The organism is Gilliamella sp. App6-5 (genome assembly GCF_001690525.1).
Classification (GTDB): domain Bacteria; phylum Pseudomonadota; class Gammaproteobacteria; order Enterobacterales; family Orbaceae; genus Gilliamella; species Gilliamella apicola_H.
Genome location: NZ_LZGT01000019.1, coordinates 1 through 15,075, shown reverse-complemented (window position 1 = coordinate 15,075; position 15,075 = coordinate 1). Strand labels below are relative to the sequence as shown.

Below are 15,075 nucleotides of genomic sequence, written 5' to 3'. Positions count from 1 at the left end.
CTAAAGTATTCGTTGAACATATTTTGCAGTAAATCTGGTGGTAAGGTTAGTTACCATCAGACAACGAACAATAAGGTAATTATTATATGGTTGTCGATAAGCGAATTCATGCTGTTTTAAAAGCATTAATTCATAATCCAAATATGAGTGGCGTTGAGCTTCAATCTGAATTTGGGTTAACTCGTAAACAGCTTAGTTATACCATTAAGAAAATTAATGACTTTCTTGAATCATCTAATCTTGAATTAATTAAACGATTTAAAACTGGTAAGTTTAGTGTTCCTAAATTAGTGATCGAAACCTTTAGGGATGAGCCTGTATCGCTTGCTATTGGACGTTATATTTATTCTGAAGATGAACGAGTTCATTTACTACTCTTTTTTCTGTTAATTAGAACGGAAAGGATGTCGTTAATACATCTTTCTTCATCGCTTACTGTCAGTCAAAACACCGTTATCAATGATATCAAAAAAGTACAAGCAATGATTGTTCAATATCATTTACAAATCAACTATGACCGCGAGAATGGTTATCGTATTATCGGTAATGAAATTGACAAACGTTATTTGTTGCTAAAATTAATTCGTCGAATTATTAGTATGCCAATAGCTGACAAAATTTTTAGAGAAAATGAGATTATTACCCAAGGCCGCTTAGAACAAGTAGGACAGGTATTTAGCGAAATAGAAAAGAAATTAAAAATTGTTTTTACTGATGAGCAGTTGCAAGAGCTAACTTACTTTATTTGTTTTATGTTACAGCGCATAGAAACCGATAAAAAAATTGCGCTTTTGCCAGAAAATTATACTGAAGTTGCAAATGGTCGTGATTTTCAATTATTGAAAAAGCTCATTGAAAAATTTGGTATTACTGATCTTAATGAGCAAATTTTTTTAATGGTATTAGTGCAAAGCTCTAATATACAAACTCTATCCGATAAATATTTCCATTTAGATGCGGTGCTATTAGAAAGTGTTGTTGAGGTTATTGCTAATTTTGAACAGATTAGTTGTATCACCTTTAAAGATAAGAGCGAACTGATTGAACGCATTTATCAGCATTGGAAACCTGCTTATTATCGTATTCGATATCATATTTCTAATATCAACAGTGTATATGACATTGTATTGCAAGAGTTTGGTCACTTACATGAAATGGTACGAAAAGCGATTTCCCCTTTTGAAAAAATATTGCATTGTAATATGCCAGATGAAGAAGTCGCTTTTATTACTGTACTTTTGGGCGGTTGGTTAACTCGAGAAGGTTTGATCAACCGAATTAAAACAAAGAAGATCGCAATTTTTGTTTGCGAAAATAGTGCAACTGTCTCAACTTATCTTTACCTGACTTTACAAGTATTGCTTCCTGAATTACATTTTTCTGATGCCATGTCTAAACGTGAGTTCGAAAAATATCATCATTATTATGATATTGTTTTTTCTACCTCACATTTATCTACCGATAAATTGTTATTTATTGTTAATCCTTCACTGAATAATTTTCATAAAAATGCTTTTCGTCATCAAGTGATTGGCACTTTACAAGGTATTGATCCTAGCATTATTCAAGTTGATGAGCTGATGTTTATTATTGAAAAATATAGCAATATCAAAGATCAAAAAGCACTGCAAAAGGAGTTAACTGCATATCTTTATAACGATGAAATGAATGATAACCCCGTACTAATAACACAACAAGAAATCCCCTCATTAGCCGACTTAATGCAAAAAGAACATATCAACATTATAGAAAAAGTGAATATAGCATGGGAGGACGCATTGGCATTAGCCGCACAGCCATTGTTAAACAACCAATCCATAGAAAGTGATTATCTTGAAAGAATGGTGAATAAAATCCAATTTGAGCAACCTTACATTATGCTAGTCGATGGGTTAATTATTGCCCATGCTGGCATTGATGATGGTGTAAATAAAGTCGCTATGTCTTTACTTAAACTATCAGAAAGAATCACTATTTGTGGTTATATGCAAGCGGATTTAATTGTTGTTTTAGCAACAAATAATCCACAAAAACACCTTAAAGCACTTGCCCAATTAAATGAATTATTAGAATTTCACGAAGGCGCAACGCGCATACGAAATGCCAAAAATAGCAATGAAATTTGGGAGTTGTTTGCCAATTATCAATGAATATCTTGTCAAAATAGGAGTTACACAATGTTAGAGATACAAAAACAATATGTGGTCGACATGGCTAAAACATCGAGTGAGTGGGGACTTTGTAAACATAAAGCAGGTAATTCTAGCGTTCGTGATAAAGAGTCAGGATATGTTCTTGTCACGCCAACAACAATTGATAAAAAGTTGTTAACAATTCGGGATATTGTTGTGATGGATCTTGATGCTAACGTTATTGAAGCCGATTCAGGATTGAGACCAACCAGTGAGTGTTTAATGCATCTTGAGATTTATAAAGCTCGTCCAGATGTTTTTGCTATTTCACACACGCATTCTATTTTTGCAACATCATTTGCTGTATTAGCAAAACCTATTCCAGCCGTTGTTTATGAGTGTGCAATTCTTAATTTAAAAGATGGTGTGATCCCTGTTGCACCCTATGGGCGACCGGGTACACCAGACCTTTCAAATAGCGTTATAGAACCCATAAAACGAGCTGATGCCATTTTAATGGAAAAGCATGGTGCTATTGCCGTAGACAAAGATCCTTATGAAGCTGTATTAAAAGCTGCATATATTGAAGAAATGGCTGAAATATACTATCATGCTTTACTGATTAATGGCGGTAAAGATCCGGGTGGATTTCCGTCAGAGGAGTTACAGCGTTGGGCCTATCCTTCACAAATTAAATTTAAAAAATAATTTTTAGTCTATTTATTTTAATACGTTAATTGTAGGAAAACGCCGAGTTGTTTACACTTCATGGTTAAAATAATCCTCTAAAAACTCATAAGGCGTTTTCCTTGAAATCGCTTTATGCGGTTTAACGGTATTATAAAAATTAATAAAGCGTTTCAGTTTTTGTTTTCTATCTTGTGAATCGCTAAATATATGCTGATTATACCACATCGCAATTCAAAGTTCGTATCACTCTTTCGGCTTTCCCATTCGTTTGTGGGCAGGCGGGTTTGGTGAATTTTTGATTAATACGATGGCTATGGGACGTTTTAACAAATAAGTGTTCACTTTGTAAATACCCCAAACTTAGTACACAACTTACGTAGAAAATTAAGCTGCCTGTTTTAATGTTTTATATTCGAGCGGTGTCATGTTATTTAATGCCTCATGCGGTCTTTCGGTGTTATAACTGGTTAGCCATTCTTCGGTTACCTTTCTTACTTGTTCCAGATTATTAAATAAATATAAATCTAATACCTCTATGCGATAGGTGCGATTAAATCGTTCAATATACCCGTTTTGATATGGGCTACCGGGCTCTATATAATCAATGGCTATATCATGGGATTTAGCCCAGTTTATAAAGGTTTTTCCTGTAAATTCTGGTCCATTATCGACTCGTATTTTTAATGGATACCCATGATATTCAGCCAGTTTATCTAAGTAACGGGTAATTCGCCCTGCCGGTAAGCTTACTGCAATATCAATGCCTAGCGCCTCACGATTAAAGTCATCGATGACATTGAATGTCCTAAAGCGACGTTGATTACCACTACTATCACTCATAAAATCCATTGACCAACATTCACCTTGTTTATTGGGTGCTGATAGCCTTTCTGGGTTTCGTGGAGGAATGCGCTGTTTACGCTTTACCCTGAGATTAAGCTTTAATTCACAATACACCCGATACACCCGTTTATGATTCCATTTATAGCCAAGCTTTCTGATGCGATTAAAACATTTGGGAAAGCCCCAGCGTAAATGCCGGTCTGTGATAGCATTCAACACCGAAATAATCACCGAATCATCCAGTAACTTAGGTTGATAATAGTAAGCACAACGGCTTAAGCCAACAATGGCACAACTCATAGCAATAGTAACAGAATGATTTTGTTGTAGTTGCTGTGCTCACGTTTTACGTGCCCCAGTTGGCACTAAAGCTTTTTTATGATTTCTTCATTAAGCTGGGATTTTAAGCTCAGTTCGGCAAACATCTGTTTAAGCTTACGGTTTTCAGCCTCAAGCTCCTTTAAACGTTTAATATCAGAGGTTTCCATACCACCGTATTTATCACGCCATTTATAGAAAGTTGAATTTGCCATGCCCTATTTACGGCACAGTTCTTTAACGGGAATACCCGCTTCAGCTTCTTTTAAAATAGCGACGATTTGATGTTCAGTCATTTTTTTCATAATTAAATCCCCTTTACTTTTATCATAGAGAATTTTCTACTTTTTTGCTGTACTATTTTAGGGGATAGTTACACATTGTAACAATAAAAAATACTAAACAATATATTAAGGTAGCCGTTCAATGAGATATTTATATTTTTTCCTTACATTACTCTTTGTGTCATTTTTAGCCACTGGAGGGATCTTTGTCAAATTAAGTGAATTAGGACCTATTAGTACAGGTTTTTATAGGGTACTGTTTAGCATTCCAATACTATATCCTTTTTTTAAAATAGAAAAAAGGAATAAAGTGATCTGTAAAGATAAACTTTTACTCTATATTTCTGGAGGATTTCTAGCAGGGGATTTAATACTGTGGAATATATCTTTCTCATATACGACAGTCGCAAATGCAAATTTATTAGCAAATTTAGTCCCTTTTAGTATAGTGCCGGCCTGCTATTTTTTATATAAAGAAAAAATATCAAAAAAATTTTTACTAGGATTGTTTTTAGCTTTATTAGGGCTTTTTATCCTGATCACCGGTAAACAAAATACTAACGAAGGAAATGTCTTTGGTGATTTTCTTGCATTTATGACATCTATTTTTTATGCCTTATTTTTACTCATTGTTTACAAAGTAAGAACTAGAGTATCTAGCGTACAAGTTATGTATTATAGTGCCTTTGGCTCAGTTGTTGTCCTTTTATTAGCCAGTTTAATTATGGAGGGAGTTAGTTACCCTACAAGTTGGAGAGAACTATGGCCTCTTATTGGGTTAGCTATTTTTTCCCAAATACTAGGGCAAGGTGGCCTTAGCTATATTCTAGGAAAAATATCTGCTAGCCTTGCATCAATATTAGTTCTTATGCAGCCTGTTATTTCCGCATTATATGCTTATATTCTTTTTCATGAAAATCTATCTCTCCAAGAGATTCTAGGAATATTTATTGTTATAGTCGGGATTTTCTTTGCTAAAAATAAATGACTTTTCTATCCTTTTTTAAGACTGAATTCGGTACAATTTAGAATTCAGTTTTTACTTTTTGTAGTTGCTAAAGCGGATGGAAAATTAGTTACAACTTTCTATCAAAAAGAATTCAAATAATTCAAAGAATTAGAGTGTGTTGATCTTTCGTGATTGTTTTTTAGACGGCATGATGTGAGTTATAATAATTCTGCAAAAAACAACCCTAACTCGATTCATCATGCCAAGAACAATGCTAACAGATAAACGGTGGGAAAAGCTACTACAAATAATGAAAAATACCGGCCGAGTTTATAATAAATCCGAGCATCGGATGACGTTTGAAGGGATCCTTTTCCGAATGAGAACCGGTATTCCTTGGCGAGATTTGCCAGAAGAATTTGGTGGATGGAGCACCGTCTATAGGCGATTTAATTTGTGGTCTAAAAAGGAATATTAGTTGATATTTTCAAACATTTATCACAACTAGCGGATTTTGAATGGGTGTTCCTAGATGGCTCGATTATCAGGGTGATCCTCGCCAAAATATTAGACAGTGCCCACCTCTATCATTTTTTCATTTTGGTAATATTGTTGTTCATATTGTTCAGGTGATACCCAGCCATTGGCTGAATGACGGCGTATCCGATTATAATAGATTTCAATATATTCAAATAGTGCTTTATTAGCCAGTTTTCTCTTCGACTCATGCTTTGCCTTAGCCCATATTGTAACAATAATTGCTTGAAATCAGCGCTGCAATATTGGCTTCCTTGGTCACTATGGATGAGTACATTTTTAGGAAATTGACGCCGAAATAAGGCTTGTTTTAATGTATTACACACTAAATGGCGGTCTATGTAGCGACTCGTTTGCCTAGCAATCACTTTTCGTCCATATAAATCGATAATCACCGTCAAATATAACCAACCTTCACCCGTTTTAATATAAGTAATATCGGTTACCCATGTCGTATTCGGCTTATCAGGGTTAAATTGCCTATCTAACGGGTTGGGCGCAATATTGTGATGAGCCGTATCTGTTTTATACTTGAATTTACGTGCTGCTTTACTCCGTAATCCCAATTGTTGCAAAACACGGCTAATTGTCCTTTCTGAAACTTGATAGCCCGCTTCTCTTGCATCATGAAGCAGGCTTGGCGCACCCAAACGGGCTTTATGTTGCCAATACTGCTTTTGGATATACTCGCTGAGTTTGGTTGATTTGTTTGCTCTTTTTAGCTAGGCTAAATAACCCGATGAACTGACACCAAGTAATGAGCATACCCTAGTAACGGAATAGCAGATTAAATGATTTTTCATATAAGCGTACTTCACCGACTTGGATTGTTGATGAAGTACACATGCGCCTTTTTTAGTATATCATTGGCCATTTTCAGTTCTTTAATCTCTTTTTCTAACGCCATAATCCGCTGTTGCTCAGCGGTTAACTCTCGACGGCTAGTTTTATTCGGGGAAAGTTGCCTAATCCATTTATCTAGGGTTGATTTACCCACACCTAGAGGGTTGGCAAGTTCGCTGATAGAAAGGTGTGCATTAGATAACGCATAATCCACTGATTGTTGTTTGAATTCGATACTAAATTTTTTGACCATGATATTTGTCTCCTATAATTTTTGTTTATATCATAGAGGCGACTTTTGTCCACTTTTTTGGCGAGGATCAGGGCTCATCAACATAGTACAGGCGCTGCAACGGAGCATTCCGAGCAAATAGGTCAGAGCTGTGGCGGTCATTCAACTAAAATTCATCTTGCGGTTGATAGTGGTGGTTTGCCTATTTTTTTTGAGCTTTCTGAAGGACAACGACATGATATCACTTATGCAGAAAACCTAGTTGAAAAGCTCGATGAAGTGAATACAGTGATAGCCGATAAAGGTTATGACAGCGAGCCTTTTCGGTGCTTTGTTCGTCAAAAAGGCGGACGAACGGTGATTGCTAAACGTAATTATGGTAAGGATATAGATAAAAGCAGTATGGATAGGTGCCTTTATCGCTATCGTCATTTAGTCGAGAATGCCTTTGCTAGAATCAAGCAATATCGTTCAATCTCAACTAGATACGATAAGTTAGAAAGGAATTATGCCAGTATGGTATCACTGGCATTTATGTTAATGTGGCTGCCAATGTATTGTTGAGTGATTTATGTACAGCAAAGATCAACAGCCCCTAGTCAATTAATAGAAAAATAGTGCATCAGTAAAAAATTTTATATTAAAAAATTAGATGTTGTTTGAATACTTAGACATTTTATCAATAATACTTAGAATATTATTTTATCGATATTGTGATGATGATGTCCGCCGATGATATCGGCGGATTTATTGTTTTATTGGGTTTGGATATATTCATTCATATATTTTAAGATATACGCCATTGAAGCCGCTCCCGGATCCATGTAACCAATTGCGCGTTCGCCTAAATTTTTAGCTCGTCCAAATACAGCAATCATCTGTTTCGTTTTTTCCGCGCCTTCCATAGCAGATTGTGCTATTTTAGGTAGCGCATCGATTAACTTCGTAGATGTTAATTGACTTGCGGTTGTTGCACTAGCGGCTAAGGCATCAACCATAGTCTTATCCCCTGGTTTGGCTTTGCCGCGTTGATAGACTGCCTGCCAACCTTCGTTAAGGAGTTTTGATAATGTATCGGAATCAAACTCTGTTACGCCTGTAATACTTTTTCCGCCCGCTCTAAATAAAGTACCAAAAATAGCACCAGAAGCTCCGCCCATACTTATCATTAATTTTGTACCAATTTGCGTAAAAAAATCACCTATATTCGTTGGTTGAAATTTTTCGTCTTGTAGTAGCACCATGATAGCTGTAAATCCACGTTTCATACCGATGCCGTGATCACCATCGCCCACTAATTGATCTAAAGCGGTTAATGTTGGTTCACTTTCGATCATTTTTTCGGCAGTAAATAACATCATTTTACGAACTTGTAATAAATTCATTCTATTTCCTCCATCCTAATGTTTGGCAAGGTAAATCATAAAGATGTTGTAATTCTTCATCTAATTTCATTAAGCTAATTGAAAAACCAGACATTTCAAGGGATGTACAAAAATGGCCAACAACGACATCGTGGCTGATTATGCCGCGTGTATCCAGCTCAATACCGACTTTACGTGTTACAATGAACAGTTCGGCATTACTCAGTGCGCCTAAATTATTAATTAATACACACACGCGGTCGCCTTTTTTAAACGGTAAATCATTACACAGGCTGTCTATCATCTCTTTAACAACCTCATCAGATGATGTTATAGCTTGTCGACGCAACCCTGCTTCACCATGAATACCAATACCAATTTCAATTTCGTTATCATCTAATTCAAAATTGAAATGATTTGATTGAGGTAATGCGCATCCATCTAGGGCGACACCGATGGTACGAACATTGTTGTTTGCTTTTGATACAACTTGGTAGAGATTTTCAAGATCGTATTTTTCAAATTGTGCGGCAGCGCCAGCAATTTTGTATAAAAACATAATACCAGCAACGCCACGGCGATCAGAAATCTTAGATAATGGTGCTGAAGCAATATCATCCGTTGCTCGAATCGTTTTGATGACAATATTTTCTTCTCCTAATATTTCGGCTGCAATATCAAAATTCATTCCGTCACCAGAATAGTTGCCATACAAAAATAGTACGCCTTTTCCTTTTTCTATAGCTTTGGTGACTTCAATAATTTGATCTGGAGATGGCGATGTGAAAGCTTCGCCAATTGCACAGCCATCAATACCGCCTTTACCAATAAATCCTGCAAAGGTTGGTTCGTGTCCACTACCACCACCCGAGACAATAACAATTTGATCGTTAGCAATATGGTTACCATAAACGGCACAATGTTCAGAAATTGCAGTTAATCTACCCTGATAGGCATAGATCAATCCCTGCATGACTTCTTGTCTTACATTATTGGGATCATTAAGTAGTTTTTTGGGTTTGCGCATTCTTTATTTCCTCTTTAATTATAGTTAACAACGTTTTATTGTAGGGAAAATTAATAACTCAAACGAATACAATTAATGACAAATAATATCCTACTTATTGCGCATCATCGGGATGATTTAGTTGATCTTTATGAGAGCTAGAAATTTAGTTTTTTATTCTTGAAAAGGTATAGTATCACTAATATTTATTATTAACTTGTTTATAAAATAATATTACAGTTATAATTTGTGAAAAAGTTTCAGGAGAGTAGGTGTTTGAGTATAAGCACCATTAATCATTGTCTATGAATACAGAATCTTATCTTCAACGTTTTAGCGGTATTGCAAGGCTTTATGGTGAATCAGCCTTGCAATGTTTTTTGCAAGCGCATATTTGTGTAATTGGCATTGGCGGTGTGGGATCTTGGGTTGCAGAAGCGCTTGCGCGTAGCGGAATTGGTCAAATTACCTTAATTGATATGGATGATGTATGTGTGACAAATACTAATCGTCAAATTCATGCTTTACAATCTAATATAGGTAAAGCTAAAACCTCAGTGATGGCAAAGCGTATTTTACAAATTAATCCTGAATGTGTGGTGAATGAAATTGATGACTTTATTAATATCGATAACGTCAGCGAATATTTGGGAACAAAGCAATCACCACGGTATAACTATATTATCGATGCAATTGATAGTGTTCATGATAAAGCAGCGGTTCTTGCATATTGTAAGCGACAAAAATTAAAAGTGATTACTATTGGTGGGGCTGGTGGGCAAAAAGATCCAGCACAAATTAAAATTGCTGATTTAGCCAAAACCATTCAAGATCCATTAGCGGCGAAGTTACGTGAAAAGCTAAAGCACAATTATAAATTAAACAAAGATAGTAAAGGTAAATATGCCATTCCTTGTGTATTTTCAACGGAACAATTAACGTATCCAGCTAAAAATGGACAAATATGCTTTACAAAAAGTGACGCAGAAGGACCTAAAAAAATGGACTGTGAATCAGGATTTGGAGCAATTACAACAGTTACTGCTACCTTTGGTTTTGTGGCTGTTAGTTATGTGTTAAATAAATTGTGTAACGTATAACTTTTTAGAACTAATCACTTTTTTCTTGATCACAAATCGCATTAAAAGATAACTACTTATTTATTACAAGTAGTTACCCTTTTGTTTACTGTCTAATGACTTCTTTTCTTTTTCAGTGGTTCAAAGCATAAATAAATTAGTTACTTTTAGTAACATGCTTTTTTTTATTCAATATATTATTGTATAAAGTAAAAATCTGATTTACGATAACGTCAATTTCGTTTTGTTATTATGCTTAAGCATTAAATAGTTTCATGGAAGACGCCAAACGATCCCGATTTATTTTTTAATTTCAAGGAGAAATCTATGGCAGTAACTAATATGAATGAGTTAAATGAGTTAATGGTTCGTGTCAAAAAAGCGCAGGAGACTTATTCAACTTATACTCAAGAGCAAGTTGACAAAATCTTTGTGGCAGCAGCAACCGCCGCTGCCGCTGCACGTATCCCTCTTGCACAGCAAGCTGTTGCTGAGTCAGGAATGGGAATTGTTGAAGATAAAGTCATAAAAAATCTTTTTGCCGCTGAGTATATTTTAAATAAATATCGTCACGATAAGACTTGTGGCGTCGTGGCCGAGAATGAACCATTTGGTACTATTACTATAGCAGAACCACTTGGTATTATTTGTGGAATTGTTCCTACCACTAATCCAACTTCTACCGCAATTTTCAAATCCTTAATTAGTCTAAAAACACGTAATGCAATTGTCTTCTCTCCACATCCTAGAGCTAAAAAATCAACGATTGAAGCAGCTCGAATTGTGTTAGATGCGGCAATTAAAGCGGGTGCACCACAAGATATTATTGGTTGGATTGATGAACCATCTATCGAATTATCAAATGCATTAATGCATCACGATGATGTGGCTGCTATTTTAGCAACGGGTGGACCGGGTATGGTCAAAGCAGCGTACAGTTCAGGTAAACCAGCATTAGGTGTTGGAGCGGGTAATACACCTGTTGTTATTGATGAAACGGCTGATTTAAAACGTGCTGTGGCTTCTGTACTTATGTCTAAAACCTTTGATAATGGTATGATTTGTGCTTCAGAACAAGCTATTGTCGTGGTTGATTCTGTGTATGATGAAGTGCGCCGTTTATTAACCCAATATGGCGCATATGTTTTAAATGCTAAAGAAACACAAGCAGTGCAAGGCATCATTTTAAACGATAAAGGTGCATTAAATGCCAATATTGTTGGTCAACCAGCAACAAAAATTGCTGAAATGGCTGGTCTTAAAGTGCCTGCTGGTTCAAAAGTCCTGGTTGGTGAAGTGAATAATGTTGATTTATCTGAGCCATTTGCCCATGAAAAACTTTCCCCAACGCTTGCTATGTTTAAAGCGAAAGATTTTTATGAGGCTGTTGATAAAGCAGAAAAGTTAGTTGAAATGGGGGGAATGGGGCATACTTCTGTTCTTTACACTGATCAAGATAGCAACCGTGAACGTATTGCTTATTTTGGTAGTAAAATGAAAACTTGCCGTATTTTAATTAATCAACCAGCAGCTCATGGTGGTATTGGTGATTTGTATAATTTTGATTTAGCACCATCTTTAACTTTAGGATGTGGTTCTTGGGGTGGAAACTCGGTATCTGAAAATGTTGGACCAAAGCACTTAATCAATAAGAAAACAATCGCTAAGAGAGCAGAAAATATGTTATGGCATAAACTACCAAGTTCTATCTATTTTAAACGTGGCTCATTACCTGTTGCTTTAAGTGAAGTGGTTGAGCAAGGCGCAAAACGCGTATTTTTAGTAACGGATAAATTCCTATTTAACAACGGTTATTCAAAACAAATCACTGATCAATTAGAAGCACAAGGTGTTATTTGCGAAACTTTCTTTGATGTTGAAGCAGATCCAACATTAAGTGTTGTCCGTAAAGGTACCGACTCAATGCAAGCATTCCAACCGGATACCATTATTGCTTTAGGTGGTGGTTCACCAATGGATGCTGCTAAAATCATGTGGGTTTTATATGAGCATCCTGAAACTAAATTCGAAGAATTAGCATTGCGCTTTATGGATATCCGTAAACGTGCTTGTCACTTCCCAAATATGGGACAAAAAGCAAAACTTATTTGTGTAACAACCACATCAGGTACAGGCTCTGAAGTGACTCCGTTTGCCGTTGTTACTGATGATGCAACAGGTCAAAAATATCCATTAGCGGATTATGCTATTACGCCTCATATGGCAATAGTTGATGCAAATTTAGTGATGAATATGCCTCGCTCACTTTGTGCTGCTGGTGGTTATGATGCAGTAACACATGCTTTAGAAGCTTATGTGTCGGTGATGGCAAGTGAGTTTTCTGATGGCCAAGCTTTACAAGCATTAAGTCTGTTAAAAACCTACTTACCGACAAGTTATAAAGAAGGTGCCAAAAATCCTGTTGCTCGAGAAAAAGTGCATAGTGCAGCAACATTAGCCGGTGTTGCTTTTGCTCAGGCATTCCTTGGCGTTTGTCACTCAATGGCGCATAAAATTGGGGCAGCTTTCCATATTCCACATGGTGTGGCAAATGCGATGTTAATTAGTAATGTGGTGCGTTTTAATGCAACTGACAAACCAACTAAGCAGGGCACATTTAGCCAATATGGTTATCCTAAAGCAATTATCCGTTATGCAGAAGTTGCTGATCATTTAGGTTTAACCGCAGCTACTGATAAAGATGAGATGAAAGTCGAGAAATTAATTGCTTGGTTAGATCAGCTTAGAAAAGATCTTGATATCCCATTCTCAATTAAGGAATTTGGAGTCGATGAAAACACTTTCTTAGCACAGGTTGATCAATTGGCTGTTGATGCTTTTGATGACCAATGTACAGGGGCAAATCCTCGTTATCCTTTAATTGCAGAGTTAAAACAAATTCTGCTTGATACTTATTATGGTCGTGCATATCAGGATAGAGGGGACATTAGTGAGGATGTTGCTGTACATACCGCAGCAAAAGGTGTGGAGAGTTCTAAAAAAACTAGCTAAAAAGAAATAATATAAATTTACACTTTGATTAAAAAAAGACCTGGAATAGTTTGAATTTCAGGTCTTTTTTATGTTTTTGATTTTTTTTTAATCAAACAAAATAAAATTTGTTTTTTTTGCTTGCAAGGTTAAATGTTCTAGTTCATAATGCGCAGCACTTAGGCCGGCTTAGCTCAGTAGGTAGAGCAACTGACTTGTAATCAGTAGGTCGCCAGTTCGATTCCGGCAGCCGGCACCATTTTCCTAAGTAGACAAATTTATAAAGATTCGGGGTGGGGTTCCCGAGCGGCCAAAGGGAGCAGACTGTAAATCTGCCGTGTCACACTTCGAAGGTTCGAATCCTTCCCCCACCACCATCATCTAATATTAGCAATAGCTAATTGAAGCATTTAGGTAGCCGAGTTTGAACATGCGGGCATCGTATAATGGCTATTACCTCAGCCTTCCAAGCTGATGATGCGGGTTCGATTCCCGCTGCCCGCTCCAATTGCTGATATAGCTCAGTTGGTAGAGCGCACCCTTGGTAAGGGTGAGGTCGGCAGTTCAAATCTGCCTATCAGCACCATTCTTGTTAATTTCCTAAACTTCTAAAAATATCGAATTTGCCTGCTTTAATGCTTGTCACTAGATAGCTTTATCTGTTATCATTCAGAGCTAATTTTAAGTTAGTATTATGTTGATATTAAATATGATACTTGGTTAATGTGGTGAATCACCACCGATTTGTATTACATTTGAGGGACAATCAATGTCTAAAGAAAAATTTGAACGTACAAAACCCCACGTTAACGTTGGTACAATCGGCCACGTTGACCACGGTAAAACAACTTTAACTGCAGCAATTACTTCTGTTCTTGCTAAAAAATACGGCGGTCAAGCTCGTGCATTCGATCAAATCGATAACGCACCAGAAGAAAAAGCACGTGGTATCACCATCAATACTTCACACGTTGAATACGATACACCAACTCGTCACTACGCACACGTAGACTGCCCGGGCCATGCTGACTATGTTAAAAACATGATCACTGGTGCGGCACAAATGGACGGTGCTATCTTAGTCGTAGCAGCAACAGATGGTCCTATGCCACAAACTCGTGAGCACATTCTTTTAGGTCGTCAAGTAGGTGTTCCTTACATCATCGTATTCTTAAACAAATGTGATATGGTTGATGATGAAGAGTTATTAGAATTAGTTGAAATGGAAGTACGTGAACTTCTATCTCAATACGATTTCCCAGGTGATGACACACCAGTTATTCGTGGTTCAGCGCTTAAAGCGTTAGAAGGCGAAGCAGCATGGGAAGACAAAATTGTTGAATTAGCTGAAGCATTAGACAGCTATATCCCAGAGCCAGAACGTGATATCGACAAACCATTCCTATTACCAATTGAAGATGTATTCTCAATTTCAGGTCGTGGTACAGTGGTCACAGGTCGTGTTGAACGCGGTGTTATCAAAGTTGGTGAAGAAGTTGAAATCGTGGGTATCAAACCGACAACTAAAACAACTTGTACTGGTGTTGAAATGTTCCGTAAATTACTTGACGAAGGTCGTGCGGGTGAAAACGTTGGTGTATTACTACGTGGTACAAAACGTGAAGAAATCGAACGTGGTCAAGTACTTGCAAAACCAGGTTCAATTACACCACATACTGATTTTGAATCAGAAGTGTATATCTTAAGTAAAGATGAAGGTGGTCGTCATACACCATTCTTTAAAGGTTACCGTCCACAGTTCTACTTCCGTACAACTGACGTAACAGGTACTATCGAATTACCAGAA

Annotated in this window: 9 protein-coding genes, 4 tRNA genes and 4 pseudogenes; 12 read left to right on the top strand and 5 right to left on the bottom strand. The window is 36.6% G+C overall.

What is annotated here, in order from left to right; all coding sequences use genetic code 11:
- Positions 1-86: 86 nt before the first annotated feature.
- Positions 87-2,150, top strand: coding sequence for a BglG family transcription antiterminator (locus tag A9G24_RS02320; RefSeq protein WP_065579788.1), 2,064 nt, complete (start codon positions 87-89; stop codon positions 2,148-2,150).
- A gap of 27 nt (positions 2,151-2,177) precedes the next feature.
- Positions 2,178-2,840, top strand: a complete 663-nt coding sequence (locus A9G24_RS02315) for a class II aldolase/adducin family protein (RefSeq protein ID WP_065637593.1) — start codon at positions 2,178-2,180, stop codon at positions 2,838-2,840.
- A 51-nt stretch (positions 2,841-2,891) separates the two neighbouring features.
- Here the strand turns inward: A9G24_RS02315 and A9G24_RS13280 are convergent, their stop codons facing one another.
- Both A9G24_RS13280 and A9G24_RS02305 read right to left on the bottom strand, forming a co-directional pair.
- Positions 2,892-3,047 (bottom strand): integrase core domain-containing protein, encoded by a 156-nt coding sequence (locus A9G24_RS13280; protein ID WP_141673032.1) that lies wholly within the window; start codon positions 3,045-3,047, stop codon positions 2,892-2,894.
- Positions 3,048-3,206: 159 nt separating this feature from the next.
- A pseudogene (locus tag A9G24_RS02305) lies at positions 3,207-4,288 on the bottom strand (IS3 family transposase).
- 121 nt (positions 4,289-4,409) lie between these two features.
- Here A9G24_RS02305 and A9G24_RS02295 point away from each other — a divergent pair.
- Positions 4,410-5,255 carry a DMT family transporter gene (locus A9G24_RS02295; RefSeq protein WP_065566497.1) on the top strand — a complete coding sequence of 282 codons (846 nt, stop codon included), beginning with the start codon at positions 4,410-4,412 and terminating at the stop codon, positions 5,253-5,255.
- Between the two features lie 220 nt (positions 5,256-5,475).
- Positions 5,476-5,765 (top strand): annotated as a pseudogene (locus A9G24_RS02290) (transposase); the annotation flags it as partial.
- An 18-nt stretch (positions 5,766-5,783) separates the two neighbouring features.
- Here the strand turns inward: A9G24_RS02290 and A9G24_RS02285 are convergent.
- Positions 5,784-6,849: pseudogene (locus tag A9G24_RS02285) on the bottom strand (IS3 family transposase).
- A 66-nt stretch (positions 6,850-6,915) separates the two neighbouring features.
- On the opposite strand from A9G24_RS02285, the pseudogene A9G24_RS02275 reads away from it, so the two are divergent.
- Positions 6,916-7,392 (top strand): annotated as a pseudogene (locus A9G24_RS02275) (IS5 family transposase); the annotation flags it as partial.
- 191 nt (positions 7,393-7,583) lie between these two features.
- Here the strand turns inward: A9G24_RS02275 and dhaL are convergent.
- Together dhaL and A9G24_RS02265 are read right to left on the bottom strand one after the other, a co-directional pair.
- Positions 7,584-8,213 carry a dihydroxyacetone kinase subunit DhaL gene (gene dhaL / locus A9G24_RS02270; RefSeq protein ID WP_065637590.1) on the bottom strand — a complete coding sequence of 210 codons (630 nt, stop codon included), beginning with the start codon at positions 8,211-8,213 and terminating at the stop codon, positions 7,584-7,586.
- A gap of 1 nt (position 8,214) precedes the next feature.
- On the bottom strand, positions 8,215-9,219 hold the full coding sequence (locus tag A9G24_RS02265; protein WP_065637589.1) for a dihydroxyacetone kinase subunit DhaK: 1,005 nt from the start codon (positions 9,217-9,219) through the stop codon (positions 8,215-8,217).
- A gap of 284 nt (positions 9,220-9,503) precedes the next feature.
- On the opposite strand from A9G24_RS02265, the gene tcdA reads away from it, so the two are divergent.
- The 7 genes from tcdA to tuf all read left to right on the top strand — a co-directional run.
- A complete protein-coding gene (tcdA, locus tag A9G24_RS02260) occupies positions 9,504-10,298 on the top strand; it encodes a tRNA cyclic N6-threonylcarbamoyladenosine(37) synthase TcdA (RefSeq protein WP_065637588.1) in 795 nt (264 codons plus the stop codon).
- Positions 10,299-10,604: 306 nt separating this feature from the next.
- Positions 10,605-13,289, top strand: a complete 2,685-nt coding sequence (gene adhE / locus A9G24_RS02255) for a bifunctional acetaldehyde-CoA/alcohol dehydrogenase (RefSeq protein WP_065637587.1) — start codon at positions 10,605-10,607, stop codon at positions 13,287-13,289.
- A 162-nt stretch (positions 13,290-13,451) separates the two neighbouring features.
- A tRNA-Thr gene (locus A9G24_RS02250) sits at positions 13,452-13,527 on the top strand.
- A gap of 33 nt (positions 13,528-13,560) precedes the next feature.
- Positions 13,561-13,645, top strand: a tRNA-Tyr gene (locus A9G24_RS02245).
- 55 nt (positions 13,646-13,700) lie between these two features.
- Positions 13,701-13,775, top strand: a tRNA-Gly gene (locus tag A9G24_RS02240).
- Between the two features lie 3 nt (positions 13,776-13,778).
- A tRNA-Thr gene (locus A9G24_RS02235) sits at positions 13,779-13,854 on the top strand.
- Between the two features lie 183 nt (positions 13,855-14,037).
- The coding region (gene tuf / locus A9G24_RS02230; protein ID WP_065637586.1) for an elongation factor Tu at positions 14,038-15,075 on the top strand (1,038 nt) is incomplete at its 3' end.

Bases quoted from the DNA above. Each gene is read 5' to 3' on its own strand.
- A9G24_RS02265 (WP_065637589.1), bottom strand. From the start codon at position 9,219: ATGCGCAAACCCAAAAAACTACTTAATGATCCCAATAATGTAAGACAA.
- A9G24_RS13280 (WP_141673032.1), bottom strand. From the start codon at position 3,047: ATGTGGTATAATCAGCATATATTTAGCGATTCACAAGATAGAAAACAA.
- dhaL (WP_065637590.1), bottom strand. From the start codon at position 8,213: ATGAATTTATTACAAGTTCGTAAAATGATGTTATTTACTGCCGAAAAA.
- adhE (WP_065637587.1), top strand. From the start codon at position 10,605: ATGGCAGTAACTAATATGAATGAGTTAAATGAGTTAATGGTTCGTGTC.
- tcdA (WP_065637588.1), top strand. From the start codon at position 9,504: ATGAATACAGAATCTTATCTTCAACGTTTTAGCGGTATTGCAAGGCTT.
- A9G24_RS02320 (WP_065579788.1), top strand. From the start codon at position 87: ATGGTTGTCGATAAGCGAATTCATGCTGTTTTAAAAGCATTAATTCAT.
- A9G24_RS02315 (WP_065637593.1), top strand. From the start codon at position 2,178: ATGTTAGAGATACAAAAACAATATGTGGTCGACATGGCTAAAACATCG.
- A9G24_RS02295 (WP_065566497.1), top strand. From the start codon at position 4,410: ATGAGATATTTATATTTTTTCCTTACATTACTCTTTGTGTCATTTTTA.